The organism is Sphingobium abikonense NBRC 16140 (assembly GCF_001598335.1).
GTDB lineage: Bacteria > Pseudomonadota > Alphaproteobacteria > Sphingomonadales > Sphingomonadaceae > Sphingobium > Sphingobium abikonense.
This window is the reverse complement of record NZ_BCYT01000001.1, coordinates 47,672-62,670: the sequence shown is the minus strand read 5'-3', so window position 1 is coordinate 62,670 and position 14,999 is coordinate 47,672. Positions and strand designations below refer to the sequence as shown.

Below are 14,999 nucleotides of genomic sequence, written 5' to 3'. Positions count from 1 at the left end.
GGTCGAGCGAACAGGAGAGACAGATGCAACTCAGCCGCGACGCGCTCACCCGCGCCTATCGCCAGATGAAGACGATCCGCCTGTTCGAGGATCGGCTGCATGACGAAATCGCCCTGGGCGAAATTGCCGGTTTCACGCATCTTTATGCCGGGCAGGAAGCCTGCGCCGTTGGCGTGTGCGAACATCTGGGGCCGGACGACTATATCATTTCCACCCATCGCGGCCATGGTCACTGCATCGCCAAGGGATGCGACGTCGAGGCGATGATGAAGGAAATCTACGGGTCGAGCGATGGCCTGTGCAAGGGCAAGGGCGGGTCCATGCACATCGCTGACGTGGGCGTGGGCATGCTGGGCGCGAACGGCATCGTGGGGGCCGGCGCTCCCATCGCGGTCGGCGCGGGCATCACCGCCAAAAGTAACGGCACGGTATCGATCTGCTTTTCGGGCGACGGCGCGTGCAACCAGGGCACGACCTTCGAGGCGATGAACATGGCCGTGGTGCTGAAACTGCCGGTCATCTTCGTGTTCGAAAATAACCATTATTCCGAACATACCGGCGAGGCCTACGCCGTCGGCGCAGAAAGCATGACCACGCGCGCCGCCGCGTTCGGCATGAAAGCGGTCAAGGCAAACGGCATCGACTTTTTCGACGTTTACCAGACCATCGGCGAGCTTATCGAATGGTGCAAGGCGGGCAACGGCCCGGCGTCGATCGAACTGGATTGCGAACGCTTCTTCGGCCATTTCGAAGGCGACCCCCAACGCTATCGCGGCGAAGGCGAACTGGAGCGCATCCGGGCCGAACGCGATTGCCTGACCACGTTCCGAACCAAGGTGACGGAAGCCAAATTGCTGGAGGGGGCCGACCTAGACCAGATTGACGAGGAGGTAACGGCCCTGATCGACCGGGCCGTCGCGCAAGCGAAGACGGCGCCGCGCCCCACCCCCGCCGACGTCACGCAAGACGTCTATATCAGCTACTGACGCGAGAGGATCGAACCATGGCAGTCAAGATGATCCGCGACGTCATTCGCGACACGATCGACGAGGAAATGGCGCGCGATGACAGCCTGATCATGCTGGGTGAGGACATCGTCGGCGGCAACGGGTCGGCGGGCGGCCCCGAAGCCATTGGCGGCATCTGGGGCACGTCGGGCGGCCTGTGGGCCAAATATGGCGGAGACCGGGTAATCGACACGCCGATCAGTGAAAGCGCGATTATCGGCGCGGCGGCCGGTGCGGCGCTGACTGGCAAGCGCGCCATCGCCGAAATCATGTTCGCCGACTTCATCGGCGTGTGCATGGACCAGATATGGAATCAGGTCGCGAAATTCCGTTACATGTTCGGCGGCAAGTCTCGCTGTCCCATCGTCATTCGCATGCCCTATGGCGCGGGCTACAACGCCGCGCCACAGCATAGCCAGGCGATCCACCAGTTCGTCACCGCCATGCCAGGCCTTAAAGTCGTCATGCCCTCGACGCCCGCCGACACCAAGGGATTGCTCACCCAGGCGATCCGCGACGATGATCCGGTCATCTTCCTGGAGCATAAGTTTCTTTACGCGGTGAAGGGAGAGGTGCCGGATGGCGACTATACCATCCCCTTCGGCCATGCCCGTCAGGTGACGCAGGGCGACGACATCACCATCTTGGCGACCGGCATGATGGTCGGCATGGCGGAAACCGCTGCCAAGACGCTGGCGCAGGATGGCGTCGGCTGCGATCTGCTGGACTTGCGCACCACCAGCCCGCTGGACGAAGAAGCGATCCTCGACAGCGTCGAGCGCACCGGCCGGCTGCTGATCGTCGATGAAGCGCCGCCCCGGTGCAGTCTGGCGACGGACCTGTCGTCCCTGGTGGCGCACAAGGCCTTCGCATCGCTCAAGGCCCCTATTGAGATGGTGACGCCCCCGCACAGCCCCGTGCCATTCGCGCGGGAACTGGAATCGGCCTATCTGCCATCACCCGACCGGATCGCGGCGGCGGCGGCGCGGCTCCTGTCCTACCGGAGGGGATGAGCGTCATGGCCAATCTGCGCGCATTCGCCATGCCCAAATGGGGCATTGAAATGACAGAGGGCGTCGTCGCCGAATGGAAGGTCGCCCAAGGGCAGCCGTTCAGGAAGGGTGATCTGCTGGCGCTCATCGAAACTGCCAAGATCACCAACGAAGTGGAGGCCGAGGCCGATGGGCAGTTTGCCCGCCTGATCGCGAAGGAAGGCGAAACCTACGAAGTCGGCGACCTGATCGCCGTGCTGGCGGCCGCACATGACGCGTCGACCGACAGCGAGGTGGACAGCTTCATTGCGTCGTACAAGGGCGGTGATGCCCGGCCGTCCGTCAAACCGCAGGAGGCGGCGCCCGATGCACCGCCCGCCCCGCCCGCGCCGGCCGCAGCGTCGGTTCCGGACGGTTTGAACATCAGCCCGATGGCCCGCGCCTTCGCGCGGGATCATGGCGTGGATGTACGCCAGATCGAGGGGACAGGCCCGGGCGGCCGCATCACATTCCAGGATGTGCAGCAGGCAAGCCTGCCTCCCGCCCCCGCCCCGGGCGGCAATCCTGTCGACATCAAGCCAGTCCCCGAACATCCCGGCGATGCCTTTGCCAGTCCGCTCGCGCGGCGGCTGGCGGCACAGCATGGGCTCGACCTGTCGGGCATGGCGGGGACAGGACCTAAAGGTCGCATCTGCAAGGCCGACGTGCTGGCGCGCGTGACGCCGGCGCCCACGGCTTCGCCAGCTGCCGAATCGATGCCGCCGTCGGCACCGCCCCAAAGCGATGGGATGGAGATCGTCCGCATGTCGCCGATGCGCAAGGCGATCGCGCAGGCGCTCAGCCACAGCAAGGCGACCATTCCGCATTTCTACCTGCGCTCGAAGGTGCGGATCGACGCGATATTGGGCCTGCGCGCCCAGGCCAAGGCGGCGACGGGCGAAGCGCCCAGCATCAACGACTATATCGTGCGGGCCTGCGCGCTGGCGTTGAAGCAGCACCCGCAGGTCAACGTGCAGGTCCATGGCGACGCCATCCATCAGTTCACCGCCGCCGACATCGCCGTGGCGGTCGCGACGGACAAAGGCCTGATCACGCCGATCGTCAAGGGCGCGGATCAGCTGTCGGTCGCGGCCATATCCCGCGAGGTTAAGCGACTCGCGGACAAGGCCAGGGCGGGACGGCTGCAACCCGACGAGTTCCAGGGCGGCAGTTTCTCCGTCAGCAATCTTGGCATGTATGGCATCGATCAGTTCGACGCGATCATCAACCCGCCCCAAGGCGCCATATTGGCGGTCGGCGCGGGCGAACGAACGCCGGTGGAGATCGGCAACGCCTTGGCCTTTGCGACGGTCGTCAAATTGTCCCTGTCCTGCGACCATCGCGCCATCGACGGGGCGGTCGGCGCGGATTTCATGCGAACGCTCAAGGGCCTGATCGAAGAACCGGCACTACTGACCGGCTGATGCATAAGGGGCTTGTTGCAGGGGTCCTGCGACAGGCCCTTTTGCTGCTAGCGAGCCGCTAGCGGCCGTTCAGCCAGGCCCTGGACGTGCGGAACAGCTGTGCCGCACGGGCATGGAGTTCGGGCCAGCCATCGCGCAAGGCCAAGGATCGTTCCTCCACCGCCACCGGCAGGTCCGCAGGGAGCGCGGATAGCAAGGCATCGATCGGCAATGCGCCCTGCCCCAGCGGCAGGTCCGCAGGGAGCGCGGATAGCAAGGCATCGATCGGCAATGCGCCCTGCCCCAGCGGCAGGCGCCCGTCGATTGCTTCGGCGAGGATGGCGTCGGGATCGGCGTGGTCGGCACCAGGCATGGGCGCATCGCACAGCTGGACATAGCTGATCCACGCGGGCGGCAGCGCCGCGACTTCCGCCACCGATCCTTCCGATCGCGTCCAGTGCAGCGCGTCGATCAGCAGCGCCATCGCTGGATGGTCGATCCGCTGCACTATGCCGGCGGCTTGCGCCATCGTCTTCACTTCCGTGAAGAGGCCAAACTCCAGATTGATGCGGATCGCGCCGCTCGCTCGCTCTGCAAGGCGGGCGAGTTTGGCCGCCGTTGCGCCCTCATCGGGGTCGCTGCTGACGCAGAGCAGGTTGTGCGCGCCAAGATCAAGACCGATGTCGAGGATGCGGTCATGATCGGGGTCGGGAGGGCCAGGCTTGATCCAGACGACTTCGATGTCGAGCAGCGGCAGGCCGGTTGCGTCCAGCGCCGCGCGCACGGCGCGTGTCGTCTGCGCCGTCCAGTCGGCCAAATCGGCCCACATGCCGCCCATATCGAACCCGGCGCTGGCCGCGCATTCCACAAGCGCGACGGGCGTAGCGTCAGGCATGATGCCCGACGCCATGGCGAGCGGGCGGCGCGCCATCGGGCCTTAGCGCTGCTGCGCCATGGCGGCGGCGACCGATGCCTCGATATCGGCCTTGCTGGGGTTGCCGCGCAGGCAAAGGCCGCCATTCACCTGCAGATTTTCGCCGGTCATGAAACATTCGTCGCTCGCCAGCCAGACACAGGCCGCCGCAACGTCCGCCGTGGTCCCATAGCGACCGAGCGGATAAGCCTTGACGAAGGCATCGAAAATGCCCGGCACAGCGCCCGCCGCCGCCGTCATGGGCGTATCGGTGAGGCCGGGCGACACGCTGTTCACCCGAATGCCGCGATCCCCGAACTGGTTGGCAACGCTGCGGATCAGATGATCGGTCCCCGCCTTGGTCGCCATATAGGCATCATGGTCATGGAACATGATGGTCGCTGTCGCGGAACTGATCTGGATGATCGAACCGCCGCCCTGATCGGCCATGACGGGAATGAGCGCCTGGAGGAAATGGAACGGCCCCTTGAGTTGCAGGGCGACCATCGCGTCCAGCTCCTCCGCCGTCGTGTCCAGAAAGGGCTTGAGCAGGCCCCAGCCAGTGGCGTTCAGGGCGATGTCGATGCCGCCGAGGCCCGCGGCCGTGTGCGCCACCATTGCGTCGATGGACGCCTTGTCCGTGAAGTCACAGTCGACGGCGATGCCGCCATGCTGCGCGACAAAATCGTCGAGCACGTCGCGGTTGCGGCCACCGACGGCGACCGTGGCGCCTTCGGCCTGAAATCGGCGCGCTATGGCCTGCCCCATATTGTCGCGGCCCGCAGCGCCCACGATCAAAGCCCGCTTGCCTTCCAGCCGTCCCGCCATCCGCTCTCTCCTGTTGCTCGAACGCGCAGGATAGGGCGGCGATGCTTGCTGCCAAACTCGGTTTTCTGTCAGGTCAGTCCTTCGCCCCCAGCCCCAGGAACCCGGCGGCGAAGAAGGGCACCATCCGATCCATCATTGCGTCGAGATCCGACGATCGCAGGGCGCCGCCCGACTGCCGGTCCAGCATGCCGCTCTCGACCAGGATATGCGTGGTTGCCGCCTGAAAGAAGAAAAACCCCCATTGCACGTCCGGTCGCGGCATTTCGGGGTGAAGGGTGGCCAGCGCATCGACGAAATCGTGGATCACATGATCATAATGGATGCGGAAGGGGGAGACATATTCCTCCTCCTGCGGGTGATTGGCGACGAAGGCGAGCAGGCGGACATAGTTTTTCCAGCCTGGCCCCCCACGCATCACGCGATCGACGATGGGGGCGATCAGGCCGCGCAGGATCGCGGCGCGCCGTTCCGCCCGTTCGCCCTGCTGTGCCTGCGCCTTGACCAGTGCCGCCTCGATACCGGCGGCATGTTCCTGCGCCCGGCGTTCGATCACCGCGCCGAAAAGATTTTCCTTCGATCCGAAATGATAATGGGTCAGGGCCAGTTTGACGCCTGCTTCCGCCGCAATTTCCCGGAGCGACACGCCATAGAAGCCGCGCCAGGAAAACAGCATTTCCGCCGCGTCCAAAATCCGCGCCCCGGTTTCGGGCGCGCGGCGGCGATCGACCTTGGGCCGCTCCCGGGCCGCCCCTGTCATTTCCGATAGGTTTGTTTTCATCAGGGCATCGGGTGTGGCGCAGTTGTTGACACGTCGCAAGCCAGTGGTAAATTTTGGTCGATCGTTCAAGCAAATTGAGCCGGGAGAGGGCCATGACGGTAGAAGCGCTGATGGGTCGGCAAATTGCGGACTATGATCCGCCGGTGCGGGGCGACCCGATCACGGGCGAACGCTATTATGCGCAGCGATGGGCGGACGCGGAATGGGCGCATGTCTGGACGAAGGTGTGGCATGTCGGCGGCATGGCGGCCGACCTCATGGATGCGGGCGATTTCCTGACCCACAATCTGGGCCGCGAATCGGTCGTCATGGTGAAGCAGGCGGACGGATCGGTCCGCGCTTTCTACAATGCCTGCCTGCACCGCGGCTATCGCCTGGCCTGGGCCGAAGTAGGCGGCGCGCCGCAGCTCGTGTGCGGCTATCATGGCTGGCGCTACGATCCCGACGGGACGCTCGCCCATGTGCAGGACCCCGATGATTTTCCCGGCGGCAATCCTTGCGGCAAGCACAAGCTGTCGGAAATCCGGTGCGAGGTCTGGGGCGGTTTTGTCTGGTTCAACATGGACACAGACGCGGCATCGCTGCGCAACTGGCTGGGCGCGCAGGTCCACGATCATCTGGCGCAATGGGGCATGGAAAAGATGACCCGCGTCTATGCGGTGACGTCGGACGTGCCGTGCAACTGGAAGATCGTGCGCGACAATTTCAACGAGAGCTATCATCTGCCGACGCTCCATCCCGAAATCGCGACCGTCATCAACGACCGGGTGGAGGATTGCGAATTCCGGATCTATCCCGACACCGGCCATAACATGATGCGGATGCCCGGCCTTCAGCCATCGGCGCGCTATCCCACCCATCAAGTCCTCGACCTGCCGCTGGCGCAGGCGCTGGAATATTGGGAACTCGATCCCAAGGCTTATGAGGGCAATGCGATGGCGGCGCGGGACGCGATCGCGCAGCAAAAGCGCAAGCTGGGCGCGGCCAAGGGCTACAGCCATTATGACCATATGGGCGACACGGAGATTGTCGACTATTTCCACTTCACCCTCTGGCCCAACATCACCTTCACCATGTGGCCGGACGGCGTGCAATTGCTTCGGTCGGAACCGCATCCGACCGACCCGGAGCGCTGCATCTTCGACCACTGGTTCATGGCCCATCGCATCGGCGATACGGACGAGGTGATCGGCCCGAACGGCCCCACGCCCCTGGAGCCGGTCGATCGCGAACGCATCGTCTTTGGCGAAAAGACGCTGGGCGTGGTGGCGGACCAGGACCTGTCGGTCGCGATCGGCCAGCAGCTTGGCCTCCATTCCAAAGGGTTTCGCGGCGGCATTCTGGCCAACCAGGAAAAGCGCGTTCAGTTCTTCCATGAAAAGCTGAACGACGTGTGCGGCATCCACGATTGATCGGCGGGGCCGGGCGTTAGGACGTCCGGCCGGCCACCCAATGGAGCGCGTTGCGGATCAGCCGGCGATAGTCGGGCTGGTCATAGGCCGCAGGGCCATCGCCGGGTTGCAGATAGACCAGCCGCGCATTGAGCGCTTTTTTCGCCCAGCCAATAAGGTCGCTGCCCGCCGGATGGAGCCACCCGTCATTGCACTGCATCCGCCCGGCGAGTGCATGCTGCGGGCTGTAGAAGCGTTCCGCTGTAAAGCTGGCCGATGCGCGCAGCAGCGGCGTGACATCCTCCTCAAAAATTTCGGCGAGATACAGCTCGTCACGCATGGCAAAGCCGGCCGGGACGCCCGCCATCACCGGATGATCCGGCGCGACGTTCCTGGCCTCATAGGGAATGTCATGCGCATAGCCGCTATCGAGCCGCGACATACCGCGCACCATCGTCGGCTTGTAGAGGAAGCGGCCGCCCAGCCAGTCGCCATATTCTTCCCAGTCGGGCCAGCCGGCCAGGGCATGATGCAGGGCGACCACGCCGGTCCCCTGCTCCAGCAAGGCGCGAAAGCCGGCTTTGAGATCGGCTGATGGTGCGACGATGCCGGGGCGATCGGTCGGATGTTCGAAATCAAGGCCGGGCATGTCGTACAGCAGCAGCGCGTCGAAACCCCGCATACCATCGGGGTTCATCAACCGGGCGGCGGCGGGCTGGTCGACCATCGTCGCGCTGACGCCGGGCATATCCTGAAAGATCGCATCGAACGCCGTGCGATCGAAGGGATGGCCCCGCACGGACACCAATATGGTGAGGTCGGCATGATGATGGATGATCGGCATGGCGCTCGCGTCCTCTTTCCCTGTTCACCGCCTCTTCTTTTCGCCAGTGTGCAGCCGGGGCGTTTCGCGGCCAACTGCGACCAGTGACAGGAGAGGACAGGATGACGGTCAATCGACGCTTCACGCTGGCGGCCCGGCCCCAGGGACTGCCCAAGGACAGCGACTTCCTGCTGACGCAGGACATTGTGCCGCCGTTGCAGGAGGGGGAGTTCCTGATTCGCAACCATTATGCCTCGATTGACCCCGCCATTCGCGGCTGGCTGGAACCGGGGGGCAATTATATGCCCCCAGTGCCGATCGGCGATGCGGTGCGCGCATCCACCATCGGCGTGGTCGAACTGAGCCGCCATCCGGATTTTACCGCCGGCCAATGGGTGATGGGCCTCAACAAGATCGAGGATTATTCGATCGGGCGCGGCGATGGCTTCACCCAGCCCATCGACGTCGACGCCGTCCCCTCCCCCACCGCCTATCTGTCCGTTGCCGGCGCGGTAGGGCTGACGGCGTGGTTCGGGGTCGAGGATGTGATGCAGCCCGCAGCGGGGCAGACGGTGCTGGTGAGCGGCGCGGCCGGTGCGGTCGGATCGCTGGTCGGGCAATTGGCGAAACGGCGCGGCGCGCGCGTGGTCGGCATTGCAGGCGGCGCGGAAAAATGCGCGCGGCTGATTGACCGATACGGCTTTGATCAGGCGATCGACTATCGCGGCAAGGATGTAGAGGCCCTTTCGGCGGACATCGCTGCCGCCTGCCCCGATGGCGTTCATTTCGTCTATGAAAATGTCGGCGGCGCCTGCCTTGACGCGGCGCTGCTCAATCTGGCGCAAGGGGCGCTGGTGGTGATTTGCGGGCTGATATCGGAATATAACAGCGCACCGCAGGGCGCGCGCAACATCTGGCAATTGCTGGTCAAGACAGCGACGATGCGCGGCTATCTGATCAGCCAGTATCTGGACCGCTTCCCCGAAGGCGTCACCGCCATGGCAAAGCTCGCCGGCGAAGGGGCCATCGTCTATGACGAGCATGTGGAGGACGGGATCGACAATGCCTTGCCCGCGATGCTGCGCCTGTTCGACGGCAGCAATCAGGGCAAGATGATCCTGAAACTGATCTGAGGGCGCCGCTTCACGGCCGTAGGATAGGCTTGCTTCGGTTCGCGTCGGCGAACAATCGCATCAAGACGGCCGGGGCATTTACGAACCCCTGAACGAGATAGTGCCGGGCGTTCCGTGCAGAATCACGGTCCGCCGATCGCTGCTGCCCATGTCAGTCCTTTCGCTTGCGATACGGTCTTTGAGAGCCGCCGATTTTTCACCTACCCTGTGTAAAATCACAGCTAACGAAATCTGCGAAATCGACGAAAGTGACGGCGTGAGAGGACGCCCATCAGAACGCGTCCAGCCGCCGAGGGGAGAATGCCATGAACAGACGAATTGCGTTCGCGTCCACCATATTGTCGAGCGGCCTTGCGCTCTGCTTTGGCAGCCCCGCCCTCGCGCAGGATACCGAACCCCAGGCCGCAGCCGAACAGCCCGTCGGCGCAGGTGAAATCATCGTCACCGCCCGGCGTCGCGAGGAACGGTTGCAGGATACGCCTGTGGCGGTCACGGCCGTGAATGCCGCAATGCTGGAAAACAAGGCGGCAGTGAATATCGGCGACCTGACCGGGTCCGCGCCCAACTTGCTCATCACCAATCAGAATTCGGGCGCGGCGGCGGCCAATCTGGCCATTCGCGGCCTCACCTATGCCGACGTTGAAAAATCCGCCGAACCGACCGTGGGCGTCGTCGTCGATGGCGTGTTCATCGGGACCAGCACCGGACAGTTTTTCGACTTTTTCGATATCGAACAGATTGAAGTGCTGCGCGGTCCGCAGGGCACGCTGTTCGGGCGCAACACGATCGGCGGCGTCATCAACATTCGCCGGTCCAAGCCGACCGGTGAATTTGGCGGCAAGGTCGAGGTGTCCTATGGCAAGTTCGACACGCTGGCGACCCGCGCCGTGATCAACGCGCCGCTGTCGAGCGACGGCAGCGTGGGCATCAAGGGCTTCTATTTCCACAACGAAACCGATGGCTGGTACAAGCAGGCGCAGGACGGCAGCCCGCGCGGCTTTTCCAATAATGAGAATTTCGGCGCGGCCCTGCGCGTCGCGCCTGCTGGCAGCGGCTTTGAAGGCATATTGACCGTCGAAAAGCAGGTGCAAAAATATGATCCCGTGGTCGCCAGCCTGACGCGCACGGGCGAAGTCTTCTGCGGCCTCATCCCCGCCGAACAGTGCAACCGCAACAACACCACCGATCTCTACACCGTTTTCGGGCAGGCGAATGTCGGCCGCTACAGCGCGCCGGCGGCAACGTTGGAAATGAATTATGATACGGGCGACATCACGCTGACGTCGATCACCGGCTGGCGCAAGTCGAAGGAAAACCAGACGCAGGATTTCGACGGATCGTCGGTCGACCTTTATTATGTCCGCCGGCTCCAGGATTATGAACAGTGGAGCCAGGAATTCCGCGCCGCCGGCAAGATCGGCGACAGCCTGGATTATGTCGTCGGCCTCTATTATTTCAAATCAGACTATTATCTGGCGCAATATAGCCGCGTTTTCGCCTTTTCGCCCGATATCGACCCTCTGATATTCGATACCAACCCGCAGGAGGTCAATGGGCGCACTCGCTCCATCGCGGCCTTTGGCGACTTCAACTGGGCGTTCGCGGACCGCTGGCGCCTGTCTTTTGGCGGCCGGTTCACGCGCGACAAAAAGTCGCTCGACAACAGCTTTGGCGGCAACCTGATCGGCGCGGGGTCGGACACGTTCAAGAAGTTCACGCCTAAGGTCGGCGTCGACTTCCGCCCGAACGAAGAAACGATGATCTACGCCAGCTGGTCGCAGGGCTTCCGGTCGGGCGGCTTCTCCCCGCGCGCGGGAACGGCGGCCAGCGCCAGCCAGTCCTACCGTCCCGAAGTGGTCGACAGTTTCGAGATCGGCAGCAAGCTGGAATTGTTCGACCGCAAATTGCAGTTCAACGTCGCGGCCTTCTATTCCAAATACAAGAATTTGCAGCAGAACAACACGCTCAATTGCCCCAGCTGCGCCACCGGCAATGAAACGATCACGTCGAACGTGGGTTCGGCCAAGATCAAGGGCCTGGAGTTCGATTTCACCGCCCGCCCGACCACGCAGCTGACGATCACGGGATCGCTTGGCCTGCTTGATTCCAAGTTCAAGGATTTCATCGTCGGCGGCATTTCTCCAGTCAGTGGCGCGGTCGTGCCCTATGATTATTCCAAGAACGACCTGATCTATAATCCCGACATGACGGCATCGCTGGCGGCCGACTATACGGTCCCCACCAGCTTTGGCGAAATCATCGCCAACCTCACCTATCGCTATATCGGTCGCTATGATCAGCAGATTTCGCTGGGTCCGATCAGCGGCGACCTGGTGAACGGGCCGATCATCGTCAACGGCAATGATCCGCGTGTGCGCACGGACAAGCAGGGCCTGGTCGATGCGAGCCTGTCGACCAACTTCACGCTGGCGGGGAAAGAGGCGAAGCTGACGATCTTTGGCCGCAACCTCGCCAATGATCGGGGGCCGACCCACGGGTTCACCGTGGGGGGCTTGTGGGCCTTTGGCACCGCCCGCGAACCGCGCACCTATGGCGCAACCCTTGGCTTCAAATTCTGATCGCGCCTCCCCTTTCACAGAGCGCACGACCAGCAGCCGGGGCAGCGATGCCCCGGCTGTTTTCATGACAGGAGAATGTCTTGACCGACCATGCTGCAACGCTGGACATGCTCGCCGCCCGGGCGGCGATCCATGAGCTGGTGATGGCCTATTGCCGGGGCGTCGACCGCGCCGACGCTGCCCTGCTCGCCTCCATCTTCTGGGATGACGCGACGATGATATCCGGCCCGGTCAACGGTCCGGCCCATCAGTTCGCCCAGGACATCACGGCCTATTGCCGCAACACGATGGATCATTGCTCTCACACGGTCGCCAACCAGTGGGTCGAGGTCCAGGGGGACAAGGCGGTCGGCGAACATTATGTGACCGCGCAGGTGCGTGCTGACGGCCAGGATATGCTTACCGGCGGGCGCTATCTCGATCGCTATGAGCGACGCGACGGCGTGTGGAAAATCGCGCATCGCTGCTTCGTTGCCGACTGGACCATGAGCCAGCCGGCCGGCGCGCCGCTCGATACGTCCTATGAACCGGGGCGCACGCGCGGCGGCTGGGGGGACGCCGATCCCGTCTACGCCCATTGGGCAAGCCTGTAGCAGGGGCAAAAGGTAGGGCGCTGGTCCTGGGAGAGGCCGGACCAGCGCCCTTCGACGACCGCGCCAGGGCGATCAGAAGCGGGTCGTGATCTGCGCCATGACGGTACGCGGCACATTGCCAAAGCCCAGCTGGTCTGCGGGCGCGGCCACCAGCCCGCCCGATGCGCCGCCCGTCGACGGGCCATCGACGACGCCGGTGACATAGAAGCGGTTGGTCAGATTCTTCCCGATCAGCGCAAATTCCCAGCGATCATCGTCCGACCCGATGCGCACGCCGGCGTCCAGCGTCGCATAGCGCCCCTGACGCGACAGCGGATTGCCGAAGCCCGAGGCGAGATAGGAGGAGGAATAGCGCAGGTCCGCGTTCAACCCGATCTTCAGGCCATTGCCCAGGCTGCTGTCGTAGGCCGCGCCGATCGTCCCGGTCCAGCGAGGCGCGACCGACAAAGGCTTGCCCTCCAGATTCTGCCGCACGCCGCCATCGGCAAGGACGATGCTGCACCCCTGCGCAATGCTTTGCCCGGCATAGCAGGGCGCCTGCGGGAAGTCGGTATAGCGTGCGCGATTATAGTTGATCGACCCGTGCAGGTTCAGCCCCTCGACCGACCGGGGCGCATATTCGAACTCCAGCTCCACGCCCTTCGTCCGCGCGTCGGCCGTCAGCGTCTGGAAGGCGAAAATGGGGGAATTGAAGAAGTCGACCTGCAAATCCTTGTAGAGATAGGAATAGGCGCCGAGATTGAGGCGCAGTTGATTGTCCGCCAACGTCGTCTTGATGCCCGCTTCGAAACCGGCTGCCCGTTCAGGATCAAAGGTCAGGTCGTCGAAGGGGTTGGTCGACAGCTTCGAATTGATGCCGCCATTGGAAAAACCACCCGATTTGTAGGCGGTCTTATATGCGCCATAGACCAGAATATCGGACGTCGGCTTCCACGTCAGCGACACTTCGGGCGACCAATTGCGGAAAGTCTGGTCCGCATTGATGACGCCCAGGCCATCGGGGTCGTCCTGCGGCCGGAAAATCGCGGTGACACCGGGGTTATTATAGGGCTGGGTGAAGAAACTGTCCTTGGTTTCATGCGTGTAGCGCACGCCGCCCGCGAGTTCGAGCGTCGGCACGATCTTCCATGTCGCCTGGCCGAACAGTGCGATCGTCTCGCCATCGGTGAAGCTGGTCTTGCGCGTGGCGAGATACTGGTCTTCGGGCGCGGCCGCGCTGTTCACCAGTCCCGACAGGATGATATACTGGTCGAAATCCCGCTTCGTTTTCTGATACAGCCCGCCCAGCATCAGGTTGACCGGGCTGTCGAACGTCGTGAGCGCACGAAATTCCGATGAGAAGGCGTGATAGGTGGAATTTTCCGTCGCCCAGTTCGATGCCGGGCTGGACTGGAAATCGCAGGCGCACGCCCAGCGGTTGTTGTTCCAGTTGTAATTGGTGACGGACGTCAGCGTCACATTGTCGAGTTCATAATTGACGTTGGCCGTGACCGCCCAGCTCTTGTAGCGATTATAGAGGTCGCCATCGTCGTTGACGAACGGGGTCGGGCCGGCGAACGCGGCGGGAATGCGGTTCTGATGCGTCACGAAATCGCGGGCACAGGCATAGCCGTTGAGCTGGCTGACGCCGCCATTGGGGCAGTTGAAGGCGACATAGTTCCAGCTGTTATTATTGGTCTTGTTATAGGTGCCGGATGCCTTGAGCGTCGCGGTCAGGCGATCGGTGGGTTCCCACTTCAGCGTGACGCGGCCCAGAAACTCCCGCTCGCCCGGCTGGTCCACGGGCGCGGGGTTGGCCAGTGCCGTCCCGGTCGCGCCGGTCGCCACGTCGATGGTGGGATAATCGAAGGGCGCGGCGACGTTGCGATAATAGCCGCCCCACATTTTCGAGCCGCGCACGGCGACACGCAGGCCCAGCGTATCGGTCAGCGGGCCTGAGCCGACAAATTCCAGCTGCGCCTGCTGCGCCTTGAACTCGTAACCGGCCCGCGCCTTGAACTCAGGCGTCAATGTCGGGTCGGCGCTGGTGAGCGAGATGACCCCTGCCGTCGCGTTCTTGCCGAAGAACAGCGCTTGCGGCCCCTTCAAAATCTCGACGCGCGCCAGATCGAAAAAGCCTTCGTTGATGATGCGCCCCTGCCCGTAATAGACGCCATCGACGACAACAGCGACCGACTGTTCGATCCCGATGGACGTGGACGAGGACCCGATGCCCCGCAGCGTCAGCTGCGCGCCCGAACCGTTGGACGCGCGCCCGACGTTGAGGTTTGGCGTGCGCGCGGCGATCTTCTCGATCGAGGTCAGATCCTGGCGCTGCACCAATTCGGCGGAAATGGCGGTGACCGCAACAGGCACGTCCTGCACGCTTTCCTGACGCTTGCGGGCCGTGACGATGATATCCTCCAGACCGCCGGCCGTCGCATTGTCGGCCACCGCCGCGTCCTGCGCCATTGCGGGCATGGTCCAAAGCGCGGCGCTGACGGCAACGCCTGCCAGCAAAGATGATGTATTGCGGATCAT

12 protein-coding genes are annotated in these 14,999 nt (G+C 63.4%); 7 read left to right on the top strand and 5 right to left on the bottom strand.

Annotated elements, in window-relative coordinates; genetic code table 11:
* The first annotated feature begins 23 nt into the window (after positions 1-23).
* Genes SAB01S_RS00280 through SAB01S_RS00270 form a run of 3 tightly spaced genes read left to right on the top strand, consistent with a single transcriptional unit; the run spans position 24 to position 3,462 of the window.
* Complete coding sequence (locus SAB01S_RS00280; RefSeq protein ID WP_021224819.1) at positions 24-986, top strand: thiamine pyrophosphate-dependent dehydrogenase E1 component subunit alpha; 963 nt, start codon at positions 24-26, stop codon at positions 984-986.
* Between the two features lie 17 nt (positions 987-1,003).
* The gene (locus SAB01S_RS00275; protein ID WP_062731218.1) at positions 1,004-2,020 is read left to right on the top strand and encodes an alpha-ketoacid dehydrogenase subunit beta; all 1,017 of its coding nucleotides are present in this window, start codon (positions 1,004-1,006) and stop codon (positions 2,018-2,020) included.
* A 5-nt stretch (positions 2,021-2,025) separates the two neighbouring features.
* A complete protein-coding gene (locus SAB01S_RS00270) occupies positions 2,026-3,462 on the top strand; it encodes a dihydrolipoamide acetyltransferase family protein (protein ID WP_062731466.1) in 1,437 nt (478 codons plus the stop codon).
* A gap of 58 nt (positions 3,463-3,520) precedes the next feature.
* Here the strand turns inward: SAB01S_RS00270 and SAB01S_RS00265 are convergent, their stop codons facing one another.
* From SAB01S_RS00265 to SAB01S_RS00255, 3 genes are all read right to left on the bottom strand, one after another.
* Positions 3,521-4,372, bottom strand: a complete 852-nt coding sequence (locus tag SAB01S_RS00265; RefSeq protein ID WP_062731217.1) for a sugar phosphate isomerase/epimerase family protein — start codon at positions 4,370-4,372, stop codon at positions 3,521-3,523.
* Positions 4,373-4,378: 6 nt separating this feature from the next.
* Entirely contained in the window at positions 4,379-5,182 is an 804-nt protein-coding gene (locus SAB01S_RS00260) for an SDR family NAD(P)-dependent oxidoreductase (protein ID WP_062731216.1), read from the bottom strand.
* 73 nt (positions 5,183-5,255) lie between these two features.
* A complete protein-coding gene (locus SAB01S_RS00255) occupies positions 5,256-5,960 on the bottom strand; it encodes a TetR/AcrR family transcriptional regulator (RefSeq protein WP_062731215.1) in 705 nt (234 codons plus the stop codon).
* Positions 5,961-6,052: 92 nt separating this feature from the next.
* On the opposite strand from SAB01S_RS00255, the gene SAB01S_RS00250 reads away from it, so the two are divergent.
* On the top strand, positions 6,053-7,372 hold the full coding sequence (locus SAB01S_RS00250; RefSeq protein WP_062731214.1) for an aromatic ring-hydroxylating oxygenase subunit alpha: 1,320 nt from the start codon (positions 6,053-6,055) through the stop codon (positions 7,370-7,372).
* Between the two features lie 16 nt (positions 7,373-7,388).
* Here the strand turns inward: SAB01S_RS00250 and SAB01S_RS00245 are convergent, their stop codons facing one another.
* Positions 7,389-8,195, bottom strand: coding sequence for a ThuA domain-containing protein (locus tag SAB01S_RS00245; protein ID WP_062731213.1), 807 nt, complete (start codon positions 8,193-8,195; stop codon positions 7,389-7,391).
* Positions 8,196-8,296: 101 nt separating this feature from the next.
* On the opposite strand from SAB01S_RS00245, the gene SAB01S_RS00240 reads away from it, so the two are divergent.
* The 3 genes from SAB01S_RS00240 to SAB01S_RS00230 all read left to right on the top strand — a co-directional run bounded on the left by SAB01S_RS00240 (position 8,297) and on the right by SAB01S_RS00230 (position 12,479).
* Positions 8,297-9,307 carry an NADP-dependent oxidoreductase gene (locus SAB01S_RS00240; RefSeq protein ID WP_062731212.1) on the top strand — a complete coding sequence of 337 codons (1,011 nt, stop codon included), beginning with the start codon at positions 8,297-8,299 and terminating at the stop codon, positions 9,305-9,307.
* Positions 9,308-9,612: 305 nt separating this feature from the next.
* Positions 9,613-11,886 carry a TonB-dependent receptor gene (locus SAB01S_RS00235; protein WP_062731211.1) on the top strand — a complete coding sequence of 758 codons (2,274 nt, stop codon included), beginning with the start codon at positions 9,613-9,615 and terminating at the stop codon, positions 11,884-11,886.
* A gap of 80 nt (positions 11,887-11,966) precedes the next feature.
* Entirely contained in the window at positions 11,967-12,479 is a 513-nt protein-coding gene (locus SAB01S_RS00230) for a nuclear transport factor 2 family protein (protein WP_062731210.1), read from the top strand.
* A 72-nt stretch (positions 12,480-12,551) separates the two neighbouring features.
* On the opposite strand, the gene SAB01S_RS00225 is transcribed toward SAB01S_RS00230, so the two are convergent.
* Complete coding sequence (locus SAB01S_RS00225) at positions 12,552-14,999, bottom strand: TonB-dependent receptor (protein WP_062731209.1); 2,448 nt, start codon at positions 14,997-14,999, stop codon at positions 12,552-12,554.

What these genes read in the sequence shown, in the direction of transcription:
- SAB01S_RS00280 (WP_021224819.1), top strand. Translation starts at nt 24, where the DNA reads ATGCAACTCAGCCGCGACGCGCTCACCCGCGCCTATCGCCAGATGAAG.
- SAB01S_RS00275 (WP_062731218.1), top strand. Translation starts at nt 1,004, where the DNA reads ATGGCAGTCAAGATGATCCGCGACGTCATTCGCGACACGATCGACGAG.
- SAB01S_RS00270 (WP_062731466.1), top strand. Translation starts at nt 2,026, where the DNA reads ATGGCCAATCTGCGCGCATTCGCCATGCCCAAATGGGGCATTGAAATG.
- SAB01S_RS00265 (WP_062731217.1), bottom strand. Translation starts at nt 4,372, where the DNA reads ATGGCGCGCCGCCCGCTCGCCATGGCGTCGGGCATCATGCCTGACGCT.
- SAB01S_RS00260 (WP_062731216.1), bottom strand. Translation starts at nt 5,182, where the DNA reads ATGGCGGGACGGCTGGAAGGCAAGCGGGCTTTGATCGTGGGCGCTGCG.
- SAB01S_RS00255 (WP_062731215.1), bottom strand. Translation starts at nt 5,960, where the DNA reads ATGAAAACAAACCTATCGGAAATGACAGGGGCGGCCCGGGAGCGGCCC.
- SAB01S_RS00250 (WP_062731214.1), top strand. Translation starts at nt 6,053, where the DNA reads ATGACGGTAGAAGCGCTGATGGGTCGGCAAATTGCGGACTATGATCCG.
- SAB01S_RS00245 (WP_062731213.1), bottom strand. Translation starts at nt 8,195, where the DNA reads ATGCCGATCATCCATCATCATGCCGACCTCACCATATTGGTGTCCGTG.
- SAB01S_RS00240 (WP_062731212.1), top strand. Translation starts at nt 8,297, where the DNA reads ATGACGGTCAATCGACGCTTCACGCTGGCGGCCCGGCCCCAGGGACTG.
- SAB01S_RS00235 (WP_062731211.1), top strand. Translation starts at nt 9,613, where the DNA reads ATGAACAGACGAATTGCGTTCGCGTCCACCATATTGTCGAGCGGCCTT.
- SAB01S_RS00225 (WP_062731209.1), bottom strand. Translation starts at nt 14,999, where the DNA reads ATGATCCGCAATACATCATCTTTGCTGGCAGGCGTTGCCGTCAGCGCC.